The sequence below is a fragment of the Cyanobium sp. WKJ7-Wakatipu genome (assembly GCF_024345355.1).
Classification (GTDB): Bacteria; Cyanobacteriota; Cyanobacteriia; order PCC-6307; family Cyanobiaceae; genus Cyanobium_A; species Cyanobium_A usitatum.
Genome location: NZ_JAGQAY010000024.1, coordinates 1 through 21,693, shown reverse-complemented (window position 1 = coordinate 21,693; position 21,693 = coordinate 1). Strand labels below are relative to the sequence as shown.

27 protein-coding genes, 1 tRNA gene and 1 pseudogene are annotated in these 21,693 nt (G+C 65.6%); 23 read left to right on the top strand and 6 right to left on the bottom strand.

Annotated elements, in window-relative coordinates; translation table 11 throughout:
- Positions 1-11: 11 nt before the first annotated feature.
- The 7 genes from KBY83_RS11960 to proC all read left to right on the top strand — a co-directional run bounded on the left by KBY83_RS11960 (position 12) and on the right by proC (position 5,272).
- Positions 12-491, top strand: a complete 480-nt coding sequence (locus KBY83_RS11960) for a DUF1823 family protein (protein WP_255019706.1) — start codon at positions 12-14, stop codon at positions 489-491.
- A gap of 59 nt (positions 492-550) precedes the next feature.
- Positions 551-1,915: a ribosome biogenesis GTPase Der gene (gene der / locus KBY83_RS11955; RefSeq protein ID WP_106502008.1), complete on the top strand. Its 1,365-nt coding sequence runs from the start codon at positions 551-553 to the stop codon at positions 1,913-1,915.
- Between the two features lie 13 nt (positions 1,916-1,928).
- Positions 1,929-2,867, top strand: coding sequence for a CbiQ family ECF transporter T component (locus KBY83_RS11950; RefSeq protein ID WP_255019705.1), 939 nt, complete (start codon positions 1,929-1,931; stop codon positions 2,865-2,867).
- Positions 2,868-2,918: 51 nt separating this feature from the next.
- Positions 2,919-3,185: a PipX family protein gene (locus KBY83_RS11945; protein WP_255019719.1), complete on the top strand. Its 267-nt coding sequence runs from the start codon at positions 2,919-2,921 to the stop codon at positions 3,183-3,185.
- Positions 3,186-3,189: 4 nt separating this feature from the next.
- A complete protein-coding gene (locus KBY83_RS11940) occupies positions 3,190-3,828 on the top strand; it encodes a YggS family pyridoxal phosphate-dependent enzyme (protein ID WP_241518143.1) in 639 nt (212 codons plus the stop codon).
- Positions 3,829-3,921: 93 nt separating this feature from the next.
- Positions 3,922-4,473 carry a cell division protein SepF gene (locus tag KBY83_RS11935; protein WP_255019704.1) on the top strand — a complete coding sequence of 184 codons (552 nt, stop codon included), beginning with the start codon at positions 3,922-3,924 and terminating at the stop codon, positions 4,471-4,473.
- A 7-nt stretch (positions 4,474-4,480) separates the two neighbouring features.
- Positions 4,481-5,272, top strand: coding sequence for a pyrroline-5-carboxylate reductase (gene proC / locus KBY83_RS11930; protein ID WP_255019703.1), 792 nt, complete (start codon positions 4,481-4,483; stop codon positions 5,270-5,272).
- A gap of 85 nt (positions 5,273-5,357) precedes the next feature.
- Here the strand turns inward: proC and plsY are convergent, their stop codons facing one another.
- From plsY to KBY83_RS11905, 5 genes are read right to left on the bottom strand one after another with little or no spacing between them, the layout of a single operon-like run.
- A complete protein-coding gene (plsY, locus tag KBY83_RS11925) occupies positions 5,358-5,957 on the bottom strand; it encodes a glycerol-3-phosphate 1-O-acyltransferase PlsY (protein WP_396093947.1) in 600 nt (199 codons plus the stop codon).
- A gap of 50 nt (positions 5,958-6,007) precedes the next feature.
- Positions 6,008-6,922 (bottom strand): DUF3086 domain-containing protein, encoded by a 915-nt coding sequence (locus KBY83_RS11920; protein ID WP_255019701.1) that lies wholly within the window; start codon positions 6,920-6,922, stop codon positions 6,008-6,010.
- A complete protein-coding gene (locus tag KBY83_RS11915; protein WP_255019700.1) occupies positions 6,915-7,349 on the bottom strand; it encodes a DUF3119 family protein in 435 nt (144 codons plus the stop codon). The genes KBY83_RS11920 and KBY83_RS11915 overlap by 8 nt, the downstream gene beginning before the upstream one ends.
- Positions 7,349-8,095 carry an ABC transporter permease gene (locus KBY83_RS11910; RefSeq protein WP_106502178.1) on the bottom strand — a complete coding sequence of 249 codons (747 nt, stop codon included), beginning with the start codon at positions 8,093-8,095 and terminating at the stop codon, positions 7,349-7,351. Before KBY83_RS11910 ends, KBY83_RS11915 begins: the two co-directional genes overlap by 1 nt.
- 14 nt (positions 8,096-8,109) lie before the next feature.
- Positions 8,110-9,474 (bottom strand): MFS transporter, encoded by a 1,365-nt coding sequence (locus KBY83_RS11905; protein WP_255019699.1) that lies wholly within the window; start codon positions 9,472-9,474, stop codon positions 8,110-8,112.
- A gap of 97 nt (positions 9,475-9,571) precedes the next feature.
- Here KBY83_RS11905 and KBY83_RS11900 point away from each other — a divergent pair.
- A tRNA-Gly gene (locus KBY83_RS11900) sits at positions 9,572-9,642 on the top strand.
- Positions 9,643-9,644: 2 nt separating this feature from the next.
- Here KBY83_RS11900 and KBY83_RS11895 read toward each other — a convergent pair.
- On the bottom strand, positions 9,645-11,711 hold the full coding sequence (locus KBY83_RS11895) for a glycogen-debranching protein (protein ID WP_255019718.1): 2,067 nt from the start codon (positions 11,709-11,711) through the stop codon (positions 9,645-9,647).
- 202 nt (positions 11,712-11,913) lie between these two features.
- Here KBY83_RS11895 and KBY83_RS11890 point away from each other — a divergent pair, with 202 nt between their 5' ends.
- From KBY83_RS11890 to KBY83_RS11825, 15 genes and pseudogenes are all read left to right on the top strand, one after another.
- The gene (locus KBY83_RS11890; protein ID WP_255019698.1) at positions 11,914-12,585 is read left to right on the top strand and encodes an MBL fold metallo-hydrolase; all 672 of its coding nucleotides are present in this window, start codon (positions 11,914-11,916) and stop codon (positions 12,583-12,585) included.
- 193 nt (positions 12,586-12,778) lie between these two features.
- Positions 12,779-13,054: an HU family DNA-binding protein gene (locus KBY83_RS11885; protein WP_006911342.1), complete on the top strand. Its 276-nt coding sequence runs from the start codon at positions 12,779-12,781 to the stop codon at positions 13,052-13,054.
- A 90-nt stretch (positions 13,055-13,144) separates the two neighbouring features.
- Positions 13,145-14,113, top strand: coding sequence for a tRNA glutamyl-Q(34) synthetase GluQRS (gene gluQRS / locus KBY83_RS11880; protein ID WP_193486136.1), 969 nt, complete (start codon positions 13,145-13,147; stop codon positions 14,111-14,113).
- Positions 14,114-14,268: 155 nt separating this feature from the next.
- On the top strand, positions 14,269-14,424 hold the full coding sequence (locus tag KBY83_RS11875; protein WP_161956106.1) for a hypothetical protein: 156 nt from the start codon (positions 14,269-14,271) through the stop codon (positions 14,422-14,424).
- A 158-nt stretch (positions 14,425-14,582) separates the two neighbouring features.
- Positions 14,583-14,849, top strand: coding sequence for a hypothetical protein (locus KBY83_RS11870; RefSeq protein ID WP_255019697.1), 267 nt, complete (start codon positions 14,583-14,585; stop codon positions 14,847-14,849).
- A complete protein-coding gene (locus KBY83_RS11865) occupies positions 14,833-15,222 on the top strand; it encodes an NAD(P)H-dependent oxidoreductase subunit E (protein WP_255019696.1) in 390 nt (129 codons plus the stop codon). Before KBY83_RS11870 ends, KBY83_RS11865 begins: the two co-directional genes overlap by 17 nt.
- A complete protein-coding gene (locus KBY83_RS15435) occupies positions 15,219-15,974 on the top strand; it encodes a hypothetical protein (protein WP_315858974.1) in 756 nt (251 codons plus the stop codon). The genes KBY83_RS11865 and KBY83_RS15435 overlap by 4 nt, the downstream gene beginning before the upstream one ends.
- On the top strand, positions 15,908-16,702 hold the full coding sequence (locus KBY83_RS15430) for an NADH-ubiquinone oxidoreductase-F iron-sulfur binding region domain-containing protein (RefSeq protein ID WP_315858973.1): 795 nt from the start codon (positions 15,908-15,910) through the stop codon (positions 16,700-16,702). Before KBY83_RS15435 ends, KBY83_RS15430 begins: the two co-directional genes overlap by 67 nt.
- Positions 16,699-17,430 carry a bidirectional hydrogenase complex protein HoxU gene (gene hoxU, locus KBY83_RS11855; protein WP_255019695.1) on the top strand — a complete coding sequence of 244 codons (732 nt, stop codon included), beginning with the start codon at positions 16,699-16,701 and terminating at the stop codon, positions 17,428-17,430. Before KBY83_RS15430 ends, hoxU begins: the two co-directional genes overlap by 4 nt.
- Entirely contained in the window at positions 17,427-18,008 is a 582-nt protein-coding gene (locus KBY83_RS11850) for an oxidoreductase (RefSeq protein ID WP_255019694.1), read from the top strand. The genes hoxU and KBY83_RS11850 overlap by 4 nt, the downstream gene beginning before the upstream one ends.
- Positions 18,009-18,019: 11 nt before the next feature.
- Positions 18,020-19,510 (top strand): Ni/Fe hydrogenase subunit alpha, encoded by a 1,491-nt coding sequence (locus KBY83_RS11845; protein ID WP_255019693.1) that lies wholly within the window; start codon positions 18,020-18,022, stop codon positions 19,508-19,510.
- Between the two features lie 88 nt (positions 19,511-19,598).
- Positions 19,599-20,033, top strand: coding sequence for a hydrogenase maturation protease (locus KBY83_RS11840; RefSeq protein ID WP_255019692.1), 435 nt, complete (start codon positions 19,599-19,601; stop codon positions 20,031-20,033).
- Positions 20,034-20,211: 178 nt separating this feature from the next.
- Entirely contained in the window at positions 20,212-20,955 is a 744-nt protein-coding gene (locus KBY83_RS11835; protein ID WP_255019691.1) for a carbonic anhydrase, read from the top strand.
- A gap of 127 nt (positions 20,956-21,082) precedes the next feature.
- A complete protein-coding gene (gene hypA / locus KBY83_RS11830) occupies positions 21,083-21,424 on the top strand; it encodes a hydrogenase maturation nickel metallochaperone HypA (protein ID WP_255019690.1) in 342 nt (113 codons plus the stop codon).
- Positions 21,425-21,572: 148 nt separating this feature from the next.
- Positions 21,573-21,693 (top strand): annotated as a pseudogene (locus tag KBY83_RS11825) (IS1595 family transposase); the annotation flags it as partial.

The following is a 21,693-nucleotide window of genomic DNA, read 5'->3' as shown; positions in this document are numbered from 1 at the left end:
GCTTCAGGCCGATGGCTTCCGCTCAGGCCGCCCCCGCTGCCGTGCCCTACCCCTTGAACCGAGAGTTGCTGGAGGCGGTGCTGGCTGACCGCACCAGCGATCGCTTCGTGTGTGAGCTGATCTGGCCGCGCCTGGGATATGGGCCTGATGGCACCGGCACCTGGAGCGCCGGCCCGGCTACCAGCGCTGCCTGGCGGGAGTCCTTCCCGATCGAACCCCAGTTCATCGCTGAGCGGCCCGCCTCGGTGGCCCTCACCCGCTCGATCGCCAAGGTGCACAAGCAACTGCTCAAGCAGCAGCTGGGTTTTGCGGGCTACACGATCGGCGAGCTCTACCCGCGCCGCACCCGCCGCGCTACCGCCGTGAACTGGTTACTGGCCTATCTGGCCGAGCGAGATGAAGCCCTGCCGGAGAGCGGGCCACTGCCGCTGCTCTTGGTGGCGCCGGCTGATCCGGTGCTGGGGCATCCGGGTGACCTGCCCATCAGCTAATTGCTGGGGTTAGGGCCTCTCTGTAGGGTCAATACAGGACAGACGTAGGAATACATCCCTTGGCCTTACCGGTCGTTGCAATTATCGGACGCCCCAACGTGGGTAAATCCACCCTGGTGAACCGGCTCTGCCGCAGCCGTGAAGCGATCGTGCACGACACGCCCGGCGTGACGCGGGATCGCACCTATCAAGAGGGTTACTGGGCTGATCGCACCTTCCGGGTGGTCGACACCGGCGGCCTGGTGTTTGACGACGACAGCGAGTTTCTGCCGGAGATTCGCGAGCAGGCAAACCTGGCCCTGGCAGAGGCGGCCGTAGCCCTGGTTGTTGTTGATGGTCAGCAGGGTTGCACCGCCGCCGACCAGTCGATTGCCGAGTGGCTGCGGGGCCAGGGGGTTCCCACCATGCTCGCTGTGAATAAGTGCGAGTCGCCGGATGCGGGCCTGGCCATGGCGGCCGAGTTTTGGGGCCTGGGCCTGGGCGAGCCCTTCCCGATTTCGGCGATTCACGGTGCCGGCACCGGCGACCTGCTCGACAAGGTGGTGAGCTATCTGCCCCCTACCGAAGAAGACGAGGGCGAAGAGCCGATTCAGCTGGCGATCATCGGCCGGCCCAACGTGGGTAAATCCAGCCTGCTCAATGCGGTGTGCGGTGAAAACCGGGCGATCGTCAGCCCGATTCGTGGCACCACCCGCGACACGATCGACACCACGATCGAGCGGGAGGGCAAAACCTGGAAGCTGCTCGATACGGCCGGCATCCGCCGCCGCCGTTCGGTGAGCTACGGCCCCGAATACTTCGGCATCAGTCGCAGCTTCAAGGCGATCGAGCGCTCCGATGTGTGCGTATTGGTGATTGACGCCCTCGATGGCGTCACCGAGCAAGACCAGCGCCTGGCTGGCCGCATCGAAGAGGACGGCCGAGCCTGCGTGGTGGTGGTGAATAAGTGGGATGCCATTGAAAAAGACAGCCACACCATGCCTGCGATGGAGAAGGAGCTCCGCGCCAAGCTCTATTTCCTCGACTGGGCGCCGATGCTGTTCACCTCTGCCCTCAGCGGCCAGCGGGTGCAGGCGATCTTCCCCCTGGCCCTGTTGGCGGTGGAGCAACACCGCCGCCGCGTCACCACTTCGGTGGTGAACGAGGTGCTCACCGAGGCGCTCAGCTGGCGCACGCCGCCCACCAGCCGTGGTGGCCGCCAGGGCCGCCTCTACTACGGCACCCAGGTGGCGGTGCGGCCCCCCAGCTTCACGTTGTTTGTCAATGAGCCGAGGCTTTTCGGTGAAACCTATCGCCGCTATGTGGAGCGTCAGATCCGCGAGGGCCTGGGCTTTGAAGGCACGCCGATCAAGCTGTTCTGGCGCGGTAAGCAGCAGCGAGATGCCGAGAAGGAGCTGGCCCGCAGCCAGACTCGTGGGCGCTAGGGCCTGCGCTTAGGTGGATTTCTTACGCCAGATCCCCATCGGCCAATTTGCCGCCCCGGATCCGGCGGAGGCGGCAACGGGCGGCAGCTGGTTGCGCCGGCTTGATCCGCGCCTGAAGCTGGCCTGGAGCCTGATTTTTCTAGTAACGCCGATCCTGGCAGGACCGCTCTGGCGTCTCAGTCTGGTGGGCTTATTGCTGCTGATCACCGCCGCTAGCGGGCTCAGCTGGCGGCTATGGCGCCGCAGCGTGCCGCTGCTACTGGCCCTTGCCCTATTGGTGGGTGCCCTGGCGGCCCTGTTGCCGGCGGGCACGGCGGCATCCGCAGCCCTGCAGCGGCCGCCGGCGGAGTTGCGGCTCCAGCCCGGCCCCCCCGGCAGCCCGCCGCCAGAGCGCTCGGGCACCCCCTGGGTGCTGCTGCGCGCTGGCCCCCTGGTGGTGACCCGCCGTTCAGCTGAGCTGGGCCTCAACGGCGCCACGCTGCTATTCACCCTGGTGCACAGCGCCAACCTGCTGCTGCTCAGCACCTCCCCCGAACAGTTGGTGTGGGCGATCAGCTGGCTGCTGGCGCCCTTGGCCCGGCTGGGCCTGCCGGTGGAGCGGCTTGGCTTCACCCTGCTGCTTTCCCTACGCTTCCTGCCCCTGGTGCAGGAGGAGCTGCAAAACCTGTTGCGATCTATTGCAACCCGGGCGGTGAATTTCAAGCGGCTGGGCTGGAAGGGGGGCTTGGCCTTGGTGCTGGCCCTAGGAGAGCGGCTGCTGGCCAACGTGTTGCTGCGCGCCGAGCAGGGAGCTGAGGCGCTGCTGGCCCGCGGCGGGGTCTGGCTGCCGCCCGACCAGCTGCTGCGACCAGCGGTTGCGGGGCGAGGCCTGGGCCTGGGCCTGCTCAACGCCACGGCGGCTGGGTTGTTGCTGCTGATGCTCCTGCTGCGTTGGAAAGTCGGTGACCTTTAATGGCCAAGTTCGACCGCATCGGTGAGCAGCGCATTGACGAGCAGCGCATTTGTGAGTCCGGAGCGCTACCTAAACCATCCCACCTTCGGGATGCTCTATCGGGTGGCGGCGGTGTCCGAAGGCCGGGATCTTTTCGCCACCCTCTACGCCCAGCGCATTTTTTTCGTCGTCACCCTGCAGCCCCGTGGCGCCACCTTTGAGGTGGTGCCGCTGATGGATGCTCGCCACTTTGCTGAGAAAAATCTGGTGCGCTCCCGCCGCGACGGTCCCGAGGCCCACGCCCATTGGCGTCAGTTGTTTGACCAGACCTTCATCTGAATCCTTGGCCGGGCGACTGGCCGCCCTCCAGGCCGAGCTGCCGCCAGGCTGCCGCCTGCTGGCGGTGAGTAAGGGTCAGCCCGCTGATCGGATCCGCGAAGCGGTGGCCGCCGGCCAGCGCAGCTTTGGTGAAAGTCGCCTGCAGGAGGCGGTGCTCAAGCAGGCCGAGCTGGCCGATCTGGCGCCCCTCGACTGGCATTTCATCGGCCGGCTGCAGGCCAATAAGGCCCGGGGTGTGGTGCGCCACTTCGGCACGATCCACTCCCTCGACAGCCTTGAGCTTGCTAGACGCCTGGCCCGCATCGCCGCCGAGGAGCAGCGCCAGCCAGCGGTGTTTTTTCAGGTGAAATTTCGCCCCGATCCCGCCAAGACCGGCTTTGACCCCGCTGAGCTCTGCCAACACTGGCCTGAGTTGGGTGGCCTGGCGCCCCTGCGGCCCCTGGGCCTGATGACCCTGGCCCCCCTGGGCCTGGACGAGGCCGAGCGTCGGGTCCTTTTTGGCGAGTGCGACGCCCTGGCGACGCAGCTGGGCCTGCCGGAGCGTTCGATGGGAATGAGTGGCGATTGGCCCGAGGCTGCTGAGGCTGGCAGCACCTGGGTGCGCATTGGTAGCGGCCTGTTTGGGCCGCGCCAAATTCAATAATTTCCCCAGAAGGTGCCAATCTCCGCTTGAAAGCCTTGCCGCGATTGGTGTGGGACGCTATTCAGGTGGAAAGAAACTTGCGAGGTTCGGTTCGTGTCGTTGTTTTCCCGCCTGCGTGCCGTTGTCTCAGGAGACGACTATCTCGATGGCGACTACGACGATGAGCTCGATTACGACGGCGGAGAGCAGCCTGAGCCGAGCTACACCAGTCGCTCCAGCGCCCTAGCCCTGGGCTCCGATTTCGGCGGTGACGATCCTTTTGCCGGCACCAACGTGATCGGCATGCCTGGCCTATCCACGGCCGTTGCCGAAGTGACTCTGATGGAGCCACGCAGCTTCGATGAAATGCCCCGCGCCATCCAGGCCCTGCGCGAGCGCAAGACCGTGATCCTCAACCTCACGATGATGGAGCCGGATCAGGCCCAGCGCGCCGTGGATTTTGTGGCAGGCGGCACCTTCGCAATCGACGGCCACCAGGAGCGGGTGGGTGAAAGCATTTTTCTGTTTGCGCCTAGCTGCGTCACGGTGACCAATGCCACCAGCGACGAGGCCTCTTCGCCCACGATCGTGAGCCGGGAGATCAGCGAGCCCCAGCAGGACGCGGCCCCCAGCCCGGCCTGGGGCCGCCAGGACGCCGCCATTTAGGCCGGCTGTGACGCAAACCTTCGGCGTAGTGGGCCTGGGCCGTATGGCCCAGGCTTTGCTGTTTCCCCTGCTGGAAGCAGGTCTGGTGCAGCGCGAGGGTGTGCGGGCCGTTGTTGCCAGCGAAGCCTCCGCCACCTGCCTGGCCCAAACCCACGGTTTGGCCGTGGCTACTGATGCAGCTGCAGCCTGGTCTGCGCCGGTCGTTTTGCTGGCGGTTAAGCCCCAGCAGCTCGAGGCCGTGGCCCCGGCGGCGGCGGCTGGTTCGGGCGGGCTGCTGATCTCCGTGCTCGCCGGTGTCACCCTGGCGCGGCTGCAGCGTTTGTTTCCTGGCTGGCAGTGCGTGCGCGCCGTACCTAATACCCCGGCCCTGGTGCGGGCGGGGCTCACGGGCCTGGCCTTTGGCGTCGACGTGCCCCCAGACCAACGCAGCTGGGTGCAGCAGCTCTTCGCCCAGGTGGGCGAGGTGCACGAGCTGCCTGAAGCCCAGCTCGATGCCTTTCTGGCCCTCACCTCATCTGGGCCCGCCTTTGTGGCGGTGGTAGCTGAAGCCTTGGCCGATGGCGCTGTGGCTGCCGGTTTGCCGCGGCTATTAGCCCAGCGGCTGGCTCACCGCACCCTGGCTGGCAGCGCCGCCCTGCTGGAGGAGCGCGATCTCCATCCCGGCCAGCTCAAGGACATGGTGAGTTCCCCGGCTGGTACCACCATCGCCGGCCTGCGTCAGCTGGAAAAAGCTGGCCTGCGCTCGGCCTTGATCGAGGCCGTGCTGGCTGCTGCCCAGCGCAGCCGCGAGCTGGCCTGAACGGGAGTTTGGGGTCTCAATCAGAACTTGTCCCGATCAGTCCTTTCTCTCGATCAGACCTTGTCCCGATCAGACCTTGTCTCGATCAGTGCTTGGGGGCCCCCAGGCGGGGTTCGGTTCCGGCTAGCAGCCGTTTGATGTTGCTGCGGTGGCGCCAGAGCACCAGCACGGTGGTGAGTAGGGCCAGGCCCAGGTATGGCCAGCGCAGCCCCAGCCCCTGGTCAGCAAACCAGCCCAGCATCAGCAGCGGCAGGGCGAGCGCCGCCACGACGCTGGACAGGGACACGATGCGGCTGAGGCTGAGCACGGCCAGGAAGATGCCGAAGCAGGCCAGTCCCACCGGCCAGGTGAGCCCCAGCAACATGCCCAGGCCGGTGGCCACCGCCTTGCCACCCTTCCAATCCAGCCACACCGGCCAAATGTGGCCAGCCAGCGCCGCCAGGCCTGCCAGCACTACGCCAACGCCAAAGGGGTCGAGCAGCGCCTTGGCCAGCAGCACGGCGGCGGCTCCTTTGAGCACATCCACCAGGAACACCGCTAGGGCCGGCCCCTTGCCGACCACCCGCAGCACGTTGGTGGCACCGGTGGAGCCGGAACCTTCGCGGCGGATGTCGAGGCCAGCCAGCCAGCGCCCTGCCAGGTAACCGCTGGGGATTGAGCCGAGCAGGTAGCCGGCGATCAGCATGGCAAGGGTGAGCAGGGTCACGGCTGCAGGCAGGGTCACTGTGGTTGGGCTTAATAGGTTTCGTCGGCCATAAGTTCGCCGGGGCCGGCCGCGAAAACCAGCCAGAGCGGAAACTGCAGGATCGGGATCTCGATCACCGGCTCGCCCGCATCCACCACGATGAAGGGCAGCTCGCCCCGCTCTTCGAGGCGGTCGGCCCGCTCCACCAGGGCATCGGCCCGCTCAAACAGCACGATGCCGCTGCTGGGTCCGAAATCCTCGCGGGAAAGGCCCAGGCAGTCCTGCAGGCCGCGGCGCCACTCCCCCAGGCGCTCCGGTTGGCTTGCCAGCACCAGGGTTTGGAAGCGCTCGCCATAGAGCTCGCCGAGGATGGCGATGGCGGCGGCGGCCACCAGGGCATTGCGGCTGCGGCTACCGCAGCTGGGCTGGGCACCCCGGCCGCCCTGGCCCAGGAACCAGTCGTCGAGCAGGGCGGCTCCGCTGGCATCCAGGGTGCGGCGCAGCTGCCAGGGATCGGCGTAGAAGTCGGGCTGGCCACCAAAGCCGGCCAGACGCTGCCGAATCAGGACTTCGTCAGGAACGAACAGCCCCGCGGCCGCTACAGCCGCTAGGGGTTGGCTTGCTTCTGCAGTGGTGCTGATCTGGTCGAGGGGGGAGGGCTGCACCAGCACCTGCTGGGGCACCAGCTCCACCTGCTCTGCGGCCACGGCGAGATCCTGCAGGGCTCCCACCAGGTAGTCCTGGAAGCCCTTGAGCCGCCTGGCCACCCCATCGGCCTGGCCAGCAAAGCTCGCTTCGATCTCCTTTTGGATCAGGCCGCGGCGAGCTTCCAGCTGGCGGATCTCCTCAAGCAGGGCTGTGCGCTGCTGCTGCAGCTCCGTGAGGGCCAGCTCCTGCCAGGGGGCTGGTGAAGGGATCTCAGGGCTGTCAGGGGTAGGGGAAGCCTGGCTGGGGTCGTCAGACATCGCTTGGGGAATCGGGAGGTGCTGCGGGGGGGAGCTGGCTCAGGTGCTGCTCCAGCTGCTGGCGCAGGCTGGTTGCATCAAAGAGCACTGGCAGGAAGTGGATGCTGGCCTGTTCACGGAAATAAAACAGCACCGGCAGCCCCGGCCAAAAAATTGTCCAGCTCAGCCACTCCTGGTATGGGAAGCGGCGCAGCACGGTCTGCTGACGCCACACCAGCAGGGCATCGCCGCCAAATTCCAGTCGCAGCAGGCGGGTTTGCAGCAGCAGAAACAAACCGAACACCGCTACGACCAGGCTGAGCCAGATGGCCCCAGCCCACAGTGGTAGTAGGGCCAGGGCTGCCAGTCCCAGGCCAATCACGCCAAGGGATACGCCGTAGGCGGGGTCGAGCACCACGCCGCTAGTGCCAGGAGCAGGGGAGGTCATCAGGTGAACAGCAGCGAGGTGAGCAGGGCGTCCATCAGGGCGACTGTGACCAGGATCATGACCACGGCACCGGTGGTGCTGGTGCCCACCTCCTTGGGCCCACCACGGGTGGTGAGTCCCCAGCCGCAGGCGATCACGGCGATCTGCAGCCCGAATACCAGAGCTTTAAGCAGCATCGAGGGCAGGTCGTTGGGCTCCATCCAGGTGCGCACCGAGTTCCAGAACACCGCCGGGGGGATGTTGTAGAGCAGCGTGCTGCTTACCTGGCCCGACCAGATCCCCACCCAGAAGAAAAGCAGGCATTGCACCGGCGCCATGATCACCATGGCTATTACCCGGGGCACCACCAAGTACTCCACCGGATCGGTGCGCAGCATCGTGATCGCGTCGATCTGCTCGGTCACCTTCATGGTGCCGATCTGGGCCGCATAGGCCGTGGCCACCTTGCCGGTGAGCAGGGTGGCGGTGAGCAGGGGCGCGATCTCCCGTGACAGCCCCAGGGCCAATAGACCGCCCACCGTGGCGCTGGCGCCCTGTTTGGAGAGTTCCGCTGCCACCTGGATGTTGAACACGGTGCCCGCAGCCAAGGCCGTGATCAACACGATCAGGAAGCTGCCGGGGCCGGCTTCCATCAGCTCTTGCATCAGATCGTTGAAGCCGATGCGCCCCTTGGCGATGGCGCTCACCGCCTGGCCGCCAACCAGAAGGCTGGCTCCCAGGCGCCGCAGCCAGCGCGGTGTTGTCAGCCAGGCGGGGCGCTTCATGGCTGGCGGTGCAGGCCTTTCTCCGGCCAGCGTCGCATCACCAGCAGGCCAGCGGCGATTAGCACGGCCGGAATCAGGCCCATGCATAGGCGGATGGTGGTGAGGGCAGTAGTCGGCTGGGCCAGTCCCTGGGCGGCCTGGTAGCCGCTGAGGCTGAGCCCATTACCAAGGGCAAACACGGCCACACCGATGCCCAGTTTCTGAGTCACCACCATCCAGGCGGTGTAGAGCCCGGCCGGTTTGTCGGGGTCGGCATCGATCGCGTCGGGCAACAGGGCCCAGGGGATCAGGTAGGCGGTGGAGGCTCCCAGGCCCGTAACCATGATCGTGAGCACCAGTAGTCCCAGGGAGATGCCATTGCTGAAGCTGCCCAGGGGAGCAGTGCTGCCATCGAGGGGCACCAGCAGGCTTGCCCCCAGGCAGCCGGCAATCCATAGCCCGGTGCCCCAGCGCAGGGCGCAGACACGGCCGTGGCGCCCTGCCACCCGGCTCCATAGCTGCAGCCCCGCCAGGGCACTGAGCTGGAAGGGAATCAGGATCCAAGTGCTCCAGCTCTCCGGCAGTTGCATAACCACGGCCAGGAAAATCAGCGAAACCGGCTGCATCAGCTGCAGGGCACACCAGAGCAGCAGGTAAAGCCCCAGCACTTTGAGAAAGCGAGGGTTGGCTGAGATGCGCTGTAGTTGGCGCCGGATCGGTTCCGGGTGGCCCGTAGGGCGCTGGCAGTTGCGGGCGAAGGGGGCTAGGCCCCAGCAGCACAGCAGGGTGAACACCGTGAGGGTTAGTCCGGACACCCAGCCCATACGTAGGTAGCCCTCCGCGCCCTGGCCCACCAGCAGGGCCCCCAGCACCAAGCCGGCCAATCCAGCCAGGATCGATCCGGTGAAGCGGCTGGCATTCAGCTGGGTGCGCAGCTGGGTGGAGCTGGTGAGCTCGGCGGCTAGGGCCGAGTAGGGCAGGTTGACGCAGGTGTACAGCGCCATAGCCACAAGCTGAATCGCCACCAAAATTGCGAACTTCTGCCAGTCCCCCCCCGGAGGCACCCACCACATCGCTACGAGCGCCAGGCCTAGGGGAATGGCGCTGCCAGCCATCCAGGGCAGCCGCGGGCCCCAGGGATGCTTGGTGTGGTCGCTGAGCCAGCCCACTAGGGGGTCGTTGATGCCATCCCACACCTTCAGCACCATCAGCACCAGGCCCGCCATCCAGGCCGGCAGCCCGGCCACACCGGTGTAAAAAACAAAGAGGTAGAAGCCCAGCTGGGTGGCAGCCATGCCGGTGCCGATGTCGCCGAGGCCGTAGCTCCAAAGCAGGCGACGCCGGGCTGCTTTCCCCAAGCTTGGTTCTTCAGCTGTAATCATCGGGGCCGCTTTGGGCTTGGGGTGGGCAGGCCATAATGTCTGAGCTGGATTACTTCGGTAACAGCAACAGGCATGTGACTCGTACGCATGTACTGCCGCGGGCGTAGTTTAGTGGTAAAACCTCAGCCTTCCAAGCTGATGATGCGGGTTCGATTCCCGCCGCCCGCTCTTTAAAGCTTTCGGCCTTCCAGCAGCGGGGCCGCCACCAGCAGCATCAGGCTGCGGCTTTGCAGGGGTGCCCCCGCGGGCAGCCAGGCCTCAGGCTCGGAAGGCAGGTCTTCGCCGGGGGGTAGGGCCGTGTCAATCACCCGCAGCCAGCCCTGGCGGCAGCTGGGCAGCTCAAAGTGCATCGCTTTGCTGTAGGCGTTCATGCCGCACCAAACGAAGGGCCCCTGTTGACTGTCATTGAGGCTCCAGGCCAGGGTGTGGGACCAGCTCGCCCAGTCCGGGCTTGCTAATTCGACACCGTGCCACTGGCGCCAGAGGTGGCCCCGATCGCCGCTGCGCCGCTGGGGTTTGTCATCAAGGGGCAGCTCGGGGTTGAACAGCCCGGCCAGATGGGCGCGTAATTGCAGCAGGCGTTGCAGAAACAGGCGCAGGGCCAGGTCGCCCGTATCGGGTTGCCAGTGCATCCAGCCGAGGGGGTTGTCCTGGCACCAGGTGTTGTTGTTGCCGCCCTGGCTGCGGCGCACCTCATCACCCATCAACAGCATCGGCACTCCCGGTGCGAGCAGCAGGCTTGTGAGCAGATTGCGCAGCTGGCGCTCGCGCAGGGCCGTGATGGCTGGATCGGAGCTGGGACCCTCTACACCGTGGTTCCAGGTGTTGTTGTGATTATCGCCGTCGCGGTTGTCCTCACCGTTGGCCAGGTTGTGCTTGCCGTTGAAGCTCACCAGATCGGCCATGGTGAAGCCGTCGTGGGCGGTCAAGAAGGTGATGCACTGACCCGGATGCACCGGTGTGTTGGTGAAAAGGTCTGGGCTGCCGCTCAGGCGCTGGGCCATGGTCCAGCAGGTTTTTTCATCACCCTTCCAAAAGCGACGCAGGTCGTCGCGGAAGCGGCCGTTCCAGGTGGCCACCCGGCGGGCTGGGAAGTCGGAGAGGCGATAGAGGCCACCGCAATCCCAGGGTTCGCTGATCAGTTTCAGGTCGCCGAGATCTGGATCGGCTTCCATCTCCTCAAATAGGGGCGGCGCGTCTAGGGGGGCCAGGTTGTCGCCGCGGCTGAGGGCGATGCCCAGGTCGAAGCGGAAGCCATCAATTCCCAGCTCCGTGGCCCAGCAGCGCAGCGATTCCAGGATCAGCCGCCGCACCAGCGGCCGATTGGCCGCAATGGTGTTGCCGCAGCCGCTCACATCTTGGTAATCGCCTTTGGCGCTCTGTTGGTAGTAGAGGCGGTCGCAGAAGCCGCGCCAGCTGAGGGTGGGCCCATCCTGATTGCCCTCAGTGGTGTGGTTGTAGACCACATCCAGCAGTACCTCGATGCCGGCCCGGTGGCAGGCGGTCACCAGTTGACGCACCTGGTCGCGGCCGCTGAGCGGGTCATCGCCCACCAGATAGTTTGGATGGGGCGCCATCCAGCTCAAGGGGCTGTAGCCCCAATAGTTGTGGCGTCCGGCCGGGGCGTCGTTGGGATCGAAGGCCATCACCGGCAGCAGCTCGATGGTGGTGATGCCCAGATCCTTCAGGTAGGGGATGGTGGGAATCAGCCCAAGCAAGCTGCCTTGCTGCTGCGCTGGCACAGGACAACCCGGTCCCTGGGTGAAGCCACCCACGTGCAGTTCATAGATGACGCTCTTTTGCCAGCTGTGGCGCGGCCGGGGGGCGTGGCTGAAATCAAAGCGGTCGCGCTCAGTTACCACTCCCTTGAGGCAGTGGCCGGTGTTAGGTGCCGCCCCAACGGCGCCGCCACGCTGATAGCTCTGCCAGCCGGCGATCGCTCGGGCGCAAGGGTCGAGCAGCACCTTGGACGGATTAAAGCCATGGCCTCCCGGTTGCAGCGGCCCAAATGCCCGGTAGCCGTAACAGCTGCCCAGGCCCAGACCCTCCACCTCCACATGCCAGTGATCAGCAGAGCGGTGCCGCTGGTCCAGTTCCACCACCCGCGCTGGTTCGCTCGCCTCGCCATTAGCGAACAGCAGCAGCTCGATCCGGGTGGCCAGAGGGGCCACCACCGAAAAGTTGACCCCCCGGCTGGTGAGGCTTGCCCCCAGCGGCCAGGGGTGGCCGATGTGAATCCCTTGGTGGTGATTCGGGGGTGGAGCTAGCTCAGGAATGTTGAATTGGACCGTCAAGGGGCCGAGCCTGCTGCGGAGACGCTAGGCGCGAATCTGGTCTGGGGCAGCAGGAAGTTGCCTGCGGTGCCCGTCTCCGGACGGATCGCGCTCCACCCCTTGCCCTGTTTTTGCCCGCGCCACCTGCTTGAACAAGTTGACCCAGTTGACCCAACCCCCCGAATCCGGCCGGCCGCCCCAGCAGGTGCGCCCTGGTCTGTGGCTGTTCGCCCCCAGCCGCGATAGCCAGGGGGGAAGCAGCTGGCTGCTGGAGGCCGCTGCTTATGGAGGTGGCGGAGATTTGCTGGTGGATTGTCCGGGATTCACTGAGGCAAATTTGGCCATGTTGCGCCAGCGCACTGAGCTGGTGGGGCCAGGCAGGCTTGTGCTCACTAGCCGCGAGGGCCACGGCCGCTGCCGGCGCTGGCAGGAGGCCCTGGGTTGGTCTGTGCTGGTGCAGGAGCAGGAGGCCTACCTGCTGCCGGGTGTGCAGGGGTGCACCAGCTTTGGCGAGCAGCTGACCCTGGCGCCTGGGGTCCAATTGCTCTGGACCCCAGGGCCGACGCCGGGCTCCTGCGTGCTGCTGGTGCGTGCTGGAGCAGTCGATGGCCTGTTTTGTGGGCGCTTGCTCTTACCAACCGGACCAGCTGCGCTGGCGCCCTTGCGCACGGCGCGCACCTTCCATTGGCCCCGCCAGCTGGCCAGTTTGGAGCGGCTGCGCAGCTGGTTGCCGGCCGGCTCTCCCGACTGGATCGCCAGTGGTGGTGGGCTTGGTGCCCTGCGCGGCGAAAAACTCGTGCATGGGGGTGCGCAGCTGCTGGCTGGGCTCGTCTTTTGAGCTATTTGGAGCCTCCTTGGACCCCCCCATGTGGGGAAATTGTCACGAAAACCGTTGCGCCGGAGCACTTCTGTGTTGCAGCAGCGGCCAGAGCCCCATACCATTGGCGCGCTCATCTCAGGGCCGGTCGGGGTTTTCCGACTCGCCACCTTTCGTCGCAACACGACCGCCACCCCCGAGGCTTCCTATTCCCATGAACAAAGCTGATCTCGTCAACCTCGTTGCCGCCCGCACCGAGCTCACCAAGACCGACGTCTCCCAAGTCGTCGACGCCGCCATCGAAACCATCATCGACTCGGTCGTAGAAGGCAAGAAGGTGTCGATCTTGGGCTTCGGCTCCTTCGAGCCCCGTGAGCGCTCTGCCCGCCAGGGTCTGAACCCCAAGACCGGCGAGAAGATCAAGATCCCCGCCAAGCGGGTGCCTGCCTTCACCGCCGGCAAGATGTTCAAAGACCGCGTCCAGGGCTGATCTGGTTTCAGGTAATTCCTGCCCCGGCGGCCCCTAGGGGCCGCTTTTTTTGTGCCCAGGGCAAAGTGGGCCCCTGAGTGATGCTTCCCCCTGCTGGCTGCTGCGCCGCTGCCATCCCACCTGCAGGCCCTGGTTGAGGCCGGTCTGGCCCAGCGCCAGCTGGGGTATCGCGGCCGTTTCGCCCCATCCCCCACCGGCGCTCTGCACCGCGGCAACCTGCGCACGGCCCTGCTGAGTTGGTTGCACGCCCGGCTGCGGGGGGGCGCCTGGTTGCTGCGCCTCGACGACCTCGACACGCCCCGCAATCGGGCCGGTGCTGAGTCTTCGATCTTGACCGATCTGGCTTGGCTGGGCCTCAATTGGGACGGCCCGGTGCTGCGTCAGAGCGAGCGGCGCGGGCTTTACGCCACGGCCCTGTCAGCCCTGCGGCGCCATGGCTTGCTCTATCCCTGCCGCTGCAGTCGCCGCCTGCTCGCCGATATCTCTGCGCCCCACGGCGCTGCTGCTGTGTATCCGGGCACCTGCCGGGCAGCCAGTGGCGGCTGGGGGCCGGTGCAGGGGCGACTGCCCAGCTGGCGCTTGCGGCTGGAACCCGGGAGCCTGCATTGGCTGGAGAGCTATGGCGCTCCTGGGGAGCTCGATGGGCCAGCGGCTGTTGGTGATGTGGTGTTGCGCCGGGCTGATGGTTACCTCGCGTACCACCTGGCCACAGCGGTGGATGAGCTGGTTTTGGGAATTAGCGATGTGGTGCGCGGTGACGATCTCTGGGGAGCCACGGGTGCCCAGGTGGCAGTGATGGCGGCCCTGGGCGCGCCCCCGCCCCGCTACGGCCATGTGCCGCTCTTGTGCGATGGCAGCGGGCGGAGGCTCAGCAAGCGAGAGGGCGCCGAGGGGCTAGCGGGCTACCACCAGCTCGGCATGGACGCAGCGGCAGTGGTGGGCCAGCTAGCTGCCAGTGCGGCTTTGGTGCCAGCTGGCAGCCGCCTTTCAGCTGCTGAATTACTGCAGCAACTCAGCTCAGAGCGGCTGGACCAAGTGCTCCGGGGCGCCCAGGCTTAAGGAAGGTTTCGGGATCAAGTGGGGAAAAGCAGATCACACTGGTGGATAGCTCTAAGTCCCCAAATGGGGACATTTCGATGACCTACTCCGATGGGCCCATGCAGCGGTCAAGCCACGCAAATTCCTGCCGCTGTCAGCAATGCGGAGGCAGCGGCATGCTGCGGCTGGACGATCAGCGCTACCGCACCTGCCTTGATTGCTTAGGGCAGGGCAAGGTGCTGCAGGCCATTGGTGCTACCACCGTCGCCGCCATTCTCAAAGGACGGACTGGGCTTCAGGTCAGCCTTTCTGCTTCTTCTTCCGCCAAATGAAGAAGGCTGCGGTAGCCACCACCACGGCTAGGGGCGCCGCAGTTAACAGCAGCAAAATCACGGCAGTCCAGTCCGTGTACATCGCTCAGAGGCCAAACCGGAGCCATCATCCCAGTAAGCCGTTCTGGTTGACGATCCCCATGGCACGGATATTTCCCATGGCTCTCATATTTCGATCAGCCCTTGCAGTGGGGGTCATCAGCACTGGTTTGCTCGTGGGTCAGCCAGGCCGGGCTGGGGTGGAGTTTGACAACTGCCAGCCCACCGCCGATGGCGGCATCAGCTGCGACACCCGTCCCACCGGCAATACCCAGATGGATGACGAGGCGGCCCGCTATGGACTCTTTAACGACGCCAGCCCCGGCTGGAGCGAGTTCGATCCCGATCAGGGCTTTGAGGACGACTTCGGTGGCAACGACACCTGATCGCCCCGGCTGCCATGCCCTGGATGCATCGCTGATCGAACGCCTGCATGCTGTGCAGCAGCGGCATGGCTATCTGCCGCGAGCTGAGCTGCAGCAGCTGGCGGTTGCCATGCAGCGACCCCTAAGCGATGTGATGGGGGTGGCCAGTTTTTATCACCTGTTTCGGCTTGTTCCTCCGCCATTGCACCGCTGTGTGGTGTGTCGTGGCACCGCCTGCTTTGTGCGGGGGGCGGAGCGGCTGGAGGCGGGCCTGCGGCGGCGGGGAGTGGCGTTCGAGACCGCCAGTTGTGTGGGGGCCTGCGGCCAGGCGCCAGTGTTGGTGCTCGACGGCACTGTTGGTTGCGGCGACCCCGGTGCCTTGCCAGAACGATGAAGGCGGCCATCTCCTGGCGCTGTTGTGATGCCACCTCCTGCCGGGCGGCGGGGGCCGCGGCCCTGCGGCAGAGCTTGGTGGCCCAGCACGGGGTGGAGCGGGTGAAGTCGGTGGGCTGCCTGCGGCTGTGTGGTCAAGGTCCCCTAGCCGCTGCCGACCACGAAGATGGCCGCGTCGAGTTGTTTGGCGGCGTGGCCGCTGAGCGCCAGCTGGATCCGGAGCATCCCTTCTTCACCCTGCAGCGATCCGTGGTGCTGGAGCGTTGTGGCCTGGTGGATCCGGGCTGCCTCGACGACGCCCTTGCCCAAGGCGCATACGCCGCCCTCGCCGCCTGCCGCCAGCTGCCACCGAAAGCCGTGGTGGAGGAACTGGAGCGCAGCGGGCTGCGGGGCCGCGGCGGGGCCGGCTATCCCACCGGCCGCAAATGGCAGTTGGTGGCAGCTCAGCCAGGCAGCAGCAAGGTGGTGGTGTGCAACGCCGATGAGGGCGACCCGGGTGCCTTCATGGACCGGGCCGTGCTGGAGGGCGATCCCCACCGGCTGCTGGAGGGCATGGCGATCGCAGCCCATGCCGTGGGGGCCAGCGAGGGTTTTATTTACGTGCGGGCCGAATACCCCCTAGCCATTGAGCGGTTGCGCCGCGCCATCGCCGCTGCTGAGGCCAGGGGGTTGCGGGCGGGTTTGCCTTGCAGCTGCGCATCGGTGCCGGGGCCTACGTGTGCGGCGAGGAAACGGCCCTGCTGCATTCGATAGAGGGTGGGCGGGGTACGCCGCGGCCGCGGCCGCCGTATCCGGCGGTGTCGGGGTTGTGGGGCCTGCCCACCTTGATCAACAACGTTGAAACCTTTGCCGCCGTGCCGGCGATCTTGCGGCAGGGCGGCGCCTGGTATGGCGCCATGGGCACCGCCACCAGCAAGGGCACCAAGGTGTTTGCCCTCTCTGGTGCCATCACCCACACCGGCTTGATCGAGGTGGAGATGGGCACAAGCCTGCGCACCATCGTTGAAACGATGGGAGGAGGGGTGCCTGCCAACCCCAACGGCAGCCTTGGCGTGGTGAAGGCGGTGCAAACCGGTGGCCCCTCAGGCGGATGCGTGCCGGCGGCGCTGCTCGATACCCCGGTCGACTACGAGGGACTGCAGGCGCTGGGATCAATCATGGGTTCGGGCGGCATGGTGGTGATCGACGAGTCGCTGGCGATGCCTGAGCTGGCCCGCTATTTCATGGGCTTTTGCGTGGCCGAGAGCTGCGGCAAGTGCCTGCCCTGCCGGGCCGGCACGGTGCAGCTGGAGCAGCTGCTCGATCGCTTCGTTGAGCGGCGCGCCACCGGCGCGGATCTCGTGCAGCTCGAGCAGCTTTGCGGCATGGTCAAAGCCACCAGCCTTTGCGGGCTGGGTCAGTCGGCTCCCAATCCGGTGCTGAGCACCTTGCGCTTTTTTCGCGCTGAATATGAGGCGGCCATCGCCGGGACTGCGCCATGACCCAAGTGCTGCCCAGCGTCAGCCTGCAGATCAATGGCCAACCCTTCACTGTGGCGGTCGATGCAACGGTGTTGCAGGCGATCCGCAGCGCCGGTCTGCACGTGCCCACCCTCTGCCACCTCGATGGCCTAACCCCCGTGGGGGCCTGCCGGCTTTGTTTAGTGGCCCTTGAAGGCCACCCCAAACTCGAACCGGCCTGCGTCACCTCCGTGGCTGAAGGGATGGAGGTACATACCCACACACCGGAGCTGGAGAGCTACCGGCGCATGGCGGTGGAGCTGTTCTTCGCAGAGGGCAATCATGTGTGCGCCTTCTGCGTGGCCAATGGCTCCTGCGAGCTGCAGGACGTGGCGGTGGAGGTGGGCATGGACCACTCCCGTTTCCCCTACCAGTACCCCCAGCGCCATGTCGATGCTTCCCATGCCCTGTTTGGGCTGGATCACCACCGCTGCATCCTTTGCACCCGTTGCGTGCGGATGTGCGACGAGATCGAAGGGGCGCACGTATGGGATGTGGGCTACAGGGGCAGCGCCTGTTCGATCATTGCCGGCCTCGACCAGCCCTGGGGCGAGGTGGAAGCCTGCACCTCCTGCGGCAAGTGCGTGGATGCCTGTCCAACCGGCGCCCTGTTTCGTAAGCAGGACGCCACCGCCGAGAAGCAGCCCCACCCCGAGCGGGCCCAGCAGCTGGCTGCAGCGCGCACTGACCGCCGCTGGCGCAACCAATGACCACTCCCCAGGTGCCACCCCCAAAGCTGCGATTTGCCACGGTGTGGCTGGCCGGCTGCAGCGGCTGCCACATGTCGTTTCTCGACCTTGATGAATGGCTCTTTGAGCTCGCCGCAGCGGTGGAGATCGTCTACTCACCGGTAGCGAGCGACATCAAGGTATTTCCCGAGGGGGTGGATCTGTGCCTGGTGGAGGGGGCGGTGGCCAACGCCGACAATCTCGAGCTGGCCCTGCAGCTGCGGGCCCGCAGCAAGGTGGTGGTGTCCTTCGGTGATTGCGCCGTGAGCGCCAACGTGCCGGGCCTGCGCAACCTCTGGGCAGGAGTGGCTGGTGGCAGCCGCCAGAGCGTGCTGGAGCGCGGTTATGTGGAGCTAGCCGATCGCGGCGCCCAGCACCCCCACGCCCCCGGCATCGTGCCGGAGCTGCTGGAGCGGGTGCTGCCGCTGCATGAGGTGATTGCGGTGGATCACTTCCTGCCCGGCTGCCCGCCTTCGGCCGAGCGGATCCGGGCGTTTCTGGAGGCCCTGCTGCGCGGCGAGCCGCTGCCGGAAGGTCAGGCCATGTTGAGCTTCGGCTGAGGGAGATCGCTGTGAGCTCTGAATTCACCCCCCGCACGATCACGATCGATCCGGTGACCCGCATCGAGGGCCACGCCAAGATCACGCTCCACTTGGATGAGTCGGGCCGGATCGCTGATGCCCGCTTCCACGTGGTGGAGTATCGCGGCTTCGAAACCTTTTGTGAGGGCCGGCCCTTCGCGGAAATGGCGGGCATCACGGCGCGCATCACGGCGCGCATCTGCGGCATCTGCCCCGTGAGCCACCTGCTGGCCGCTGCTAAAACCGGCGACAAGTTGCTGGCGGTGCAACCGCCGCCGGCGGCCCGCAAGCTGCGGCGGCTGCTGAACCTGGCCCAGATCTGCCAAAGCCACGCCCTCTCGTTTTTTCACCTCAGCAGCCCCGATTTCCTGCTGGGTTGGGATAGCGATCCGGCCAAGCGCAACGTGTTTGGCCTGATGGCGGCCGATCCGGAGCTGGCCCGCGCCGGCATCCGCCTGCGCCAATTTGGCCAGCAGCTCATCGAGCAGCTGGCGGGCCGCAAGATCCATGCGGCCTGGGCGGTGCCCGGTGGCGTTCGTACGGCGATGACGCCTGAGACGGTGGCCTGGATCCGGCAGCGCTTGCCCGAAGCCGAAGCCACGGTGCGGCTGGCCCTGAAGGTGTTTCAGCGGCTGCTGGATCAACAGCTGGCTGAAGAGCAGCGAGTGTTTGGCACCTTCGACTCCCTGTTCATGGCCCTGGTGGACGACCAGGGCCAGTGGTCGTGCATCGATGGCCAGTTGCGGCTGGTGGACAGCAGCGGTGCCGTGGTGGCTGATGGCCTCTCAGAGGACCACTACGCAAGCTTCTTGGGCGAGGCGGTGGAGAGCTGGAGCTACCTGAAATTTCCCTACTACAAGCCCCTGGGCTATCCGGAGGGGATGTATCGAGTGGGCCCTCTGGCGCGCCTGAACGTGTGCGAGCGGATCGGCACCCCCTGGGCCGATGCTGAGCTGGAGGCCTTCCGCGCCCGCAACGGCACAACGGCCAGCGGCGGTGGGATTGCCATTTCGTCGTTTGCTTATCACCATGCCCGGCTGGTGGAGATCGTGGCCTGTCTGGAGGCGATCGGCCAGCTGGCGCAGGATCCCGAGCTGCAATCCCCCCACGTGCGCAGCCATGCCAGCCTCAATGCCCGCGAAGCGGTGGGGGTGAGCGAGGCGCCCCGCGGCACGTTGTTTCACCACTACCGGGTAGATGACGACGGCCTGATCACCCGGGTGAACCTGATCATCGCCACGGGCCAGAACAACCTGGCGATGAACCGCACCGTGGCCCAGATCGCCCGCTACTACCTCGGCCCCGCGCCGCTGGCCGAGGGCGCCGAAATTCCTGAGTCCCTACTCAACCGGGTGGAGGCCGGTATCCGCTGTTTTGATCCCTGCCTCTCCTGCTCCACCCACGCGGCCGGCCAGATGCCGCTGCGGATAGAGCTGGTGGATGCCACTGGGCGGCGGTTGGCGGAGCGGGTGCGGGATTAAGGGGGCAACCCCAGGGCAACGCCACGCTGCGGATCAGGTCATCGCCGCCAACAATTAGGAGCTCGCCTCCCCCCTCTCTTGGTTTGCCATGGAGCAGCACCCCCAGGGCAGCCGCCTGGTGATCGGCATCGGCAACAGCCTGCGCGGTGACGACGGGGTTGGGGCATTGCTGGCCGAACAGGTGGGAGGCCGCAGCGTGCAGCAGCTCACCCCCGAGCTGGCTGCGGAGCTGGCCGAGCTGGAGGAGGTGCTGTTTATCGATGCCTGGCTAGCTCCGGCAGGTGGGGCCCCCCAGTTGGTGGAGGTGATCCCGGCCGGGGCCGGAGCGCCGGACAGCCACCGGCTCGAGCCCGCCCAGCTGCTGGCGATCAGCAAGGCGCTCTATGGCCGCGCCCCTGCAGCCTGCCTGCTCCAGGTGCCGGCCCATGCTTTTGAGCACGGCAACACTCTTTCGGTTGAGGTCCAGGCAGCCCTGCCTCGTGCCCAGGCGCTAATGCAGGGCTGGCTGAGGCGCCATGCATGAGCTGAGCCTCACACCTGCGCTCTTTGGAGTGGAACTGGCTCCTTAATTTGTTTTCTTCAATACGGAAAGATGGCCTGGTGGGCTCAGCTCTCTAAATTTTTTACTGCTTTATTTGCGCTTTTAGTGTTGTCTGAGGGGTGTTGATTAACGTGCCAGCAGCTGGCCAGGTCTTATGGGGATGAACCGGCGCGATCTCCTGGCGGGCACGGCGTTCAGTGTGGCAACGGCAGCCTGGTCCATGATCGGGGCCCAGCGTGCCTGGGCCTCCGATCCGATCGATGGCCAGTTGCTGGCCAGCCTTCAGGTGTGCACCCCAAAGGATGCTTTGGATCGCCTGATGAGCGGCAATGGGCGCTTCGCCAAGGCTTGGGCAGCGGCCAGTGACATCGCCACACCGGTCGAGCGCATGCAGGTGCTCAACAGAATCTGGCAAAACGAATGTCAGATTGATCCTGCGGCGCTTGCCCAGGGGCAGAAGCCGTTTGCGGCCACATTGTCTTGTGCGGATTCCCGGGTAGATCCCAGCTGGTTGTTTGCCTGTGGTTCCGGTGAGCTCTTCGAAGTGCGATCTGCAGGAAATACAGCTTTTGATGAGGCCATTGCTTCCTTGGAATATGCCGTGTCCGTTCTCGGTACTCCATTGATACTGGTTATGGGTCACAGTGGCTGTGGCGCGGTCAAGGCGGCTATGGACACGGCGCCGCTGACGCCCTTGCTCGAGCAGCTAGTGGCACCGATCAAGGCAAGTCTTCAAAGTGGTGATGATCTGAGCAAAGCTGTTCAGGCAAACGCTCGCCATTCAGCCACCGAGCTCACCAGACGCAGCGATGTGCTGAAATTCGCAGAAGCAGAAGGGAAGCTGACTATACATAGTTCCTATTGTGATATTGGCACTGGAGTTGTGAGCTTGCTGCCTAAGTAATTCCAGGCGTCTGGTTGAATTCAATTGATAGCCATTAAAAAGATCAGTTCCCTCCGCGCTTGTCAAAATATCATGATCTATTTGGCTGCAATCACCTGTTCCTGGTAGGCCCTGACCCTGCTGCGCCATGCATGAACTCAGTCTGATGGAGGCGGTGCGCGATCAGGCGTTGGTGGCCGCCCGCGCTGAGGGTGCCAGCCGCATCACGGCGATCAGCCTGCGCATCGGCAGCCTGGCCGGGGTGGAACCGGAGGCGTTGCGCTACGCGCACACGGTGGTGATGGCCGGCACGATCGCCTCTGGCGCCGAGCTGCGCATTGAGGTTGTGATCGCCAGCTTTTTTTGTGAGTCCTGTCAGCAGGGCTTCGATAGCGAACAGGGCGATTGTCTTTGTTTCCGCTGCGGTAGCTTCAGTTGCCGGCTTCTGCAAGGCCGCGAGCTGGAGCTGACCTCGCTGGAGCTCAGCTGAAGGCAGCATTGGCATGGCCCGACCCAGGTGCGCCCTTGGGAACCTGCGGTTGCATCAAGGTGGGCATCAAAACGCTTCGTGATTACCCAGCTCACTCCGCACAGGGCGAACTGGTCGCATAGACTGGTACGCATATACCAGCTAGCCCATGTCGCGCAGTGCCGTCCAGTTTCAGAAAGGCCTCTCGCTGCCTGAGTTCCAACGGCTCTACGGCACCGAGGAGCTGTGTGAGGCTGCTCTGGAGAAGGTCTGCTGGCCCGATGGGTTCC

What these genes read in the sequence shown, in the direction of transcription:
- plsY (WP_396093947.1), bottom strand. Translation starts at nt 5,957, where the DNA reads ATGCTGATCGCCGGCTACCTGCTCGGCTCAATCCCCAGCGGTTACCTG.
- KBY83_RS11875 (WP_161956106.1), top strand. Translation starts at nt 14,269, where the DNA reads ATGCTGCGGCTGGACGATCAGCGCTACCGCACCTGCCTTGATTGCTTA.
- hypA (WP_255019690.1), top strand. Translation starts at nt 21,083, where the DNA reads ATGCATGAACTCAGTCTGATGGAGGCGGTGCGCGATCAGGCGTTGGTG.
- KBY83_RS11870 (WP_255019697.1), top strand. Translation starts at nt 14,583, where the DNA reads ATGGCTCTCATATTTCGATCAGCCCTTGCAGTGGGGGTCATCAGCACT.
- KBY83_RS15435 (WP_315858974.1), top strand. Translation starts at nt 15,219, where the DNA reads ATGAAGGCGGCCATCTCCTGGCGCTGTTGTGATGCCACCTCCTGCCGG.
- KBY83_RS11850 (WP_255019694.1), top strand. Translation starts at nt 17,427, where the DNA reads ATGACCACTCCCCAGGTGCCACCCCCAAAGCTGCGATTTGCCACGGTG.
- KBY83_RS11885 (WP_006911342.1), top strand. Translation starts at nt 12,779, where the DNA reads ATGAACAAAGCTGATCTCGTCAACCTCGTTGCCGCCCGCACCGAGCTC.
- KBY83_RS11835 (WP_255019691.1), top strand. Translation starts at nt 20,212, where the DNA reads ATGAACCGGCGCGATCTCCTGGCGGGCACGGCGTTCAGTGTGGCAACG.
- KBY83_RS11840 (WP_255019692.1), top strand. Translation starts at nt 19,599, where the DNA reads ATGGAGCAGCACCCCCAGGGCAGCCGCCTGGTGATCGGCATCGGCAAC.
- KBY83_RS11905 (WP_255019699.1), bottom strand. Translation starts at nt 9,474, where the DNA reads ATGATTACAGCTGAAGAACCAAGCTTGGGGAAAGCAGCCCGGCGTCGC.
- KBY83_RS11920 (WP_255019701.1), bottom strand. Translation starts at nt 6,922, where the DNA reads ATGTCTGACGACCCCAGCCAGGCTTCCCCTACCCCTGACAGCCCTGAG.
- hoxU (WP_255019695.1), top strand. Translation starts at nt 16,699, where the DNA reads ATGACCCAAGTGCTGCCCAGCGTCAGCCTGCAGATCAATGGCCAACCC.
- KBY83_RS11915 (WP_255019700.1), bottom strand. Translation starts at nt 7,349, where the DNA reads ATGACCTCCCCTGCTCCTGGCACTAGCGGCGTGGTGCTCGACCCCGCC.
- KBY83_RS11960 (WP_255019706.1), top strand. Translation starts at nt 12, where the DNA reads ATGGCTTCCGCTCAGGCCGCCCCCGCTGCCGTGCCCTACCCCTTGAAC.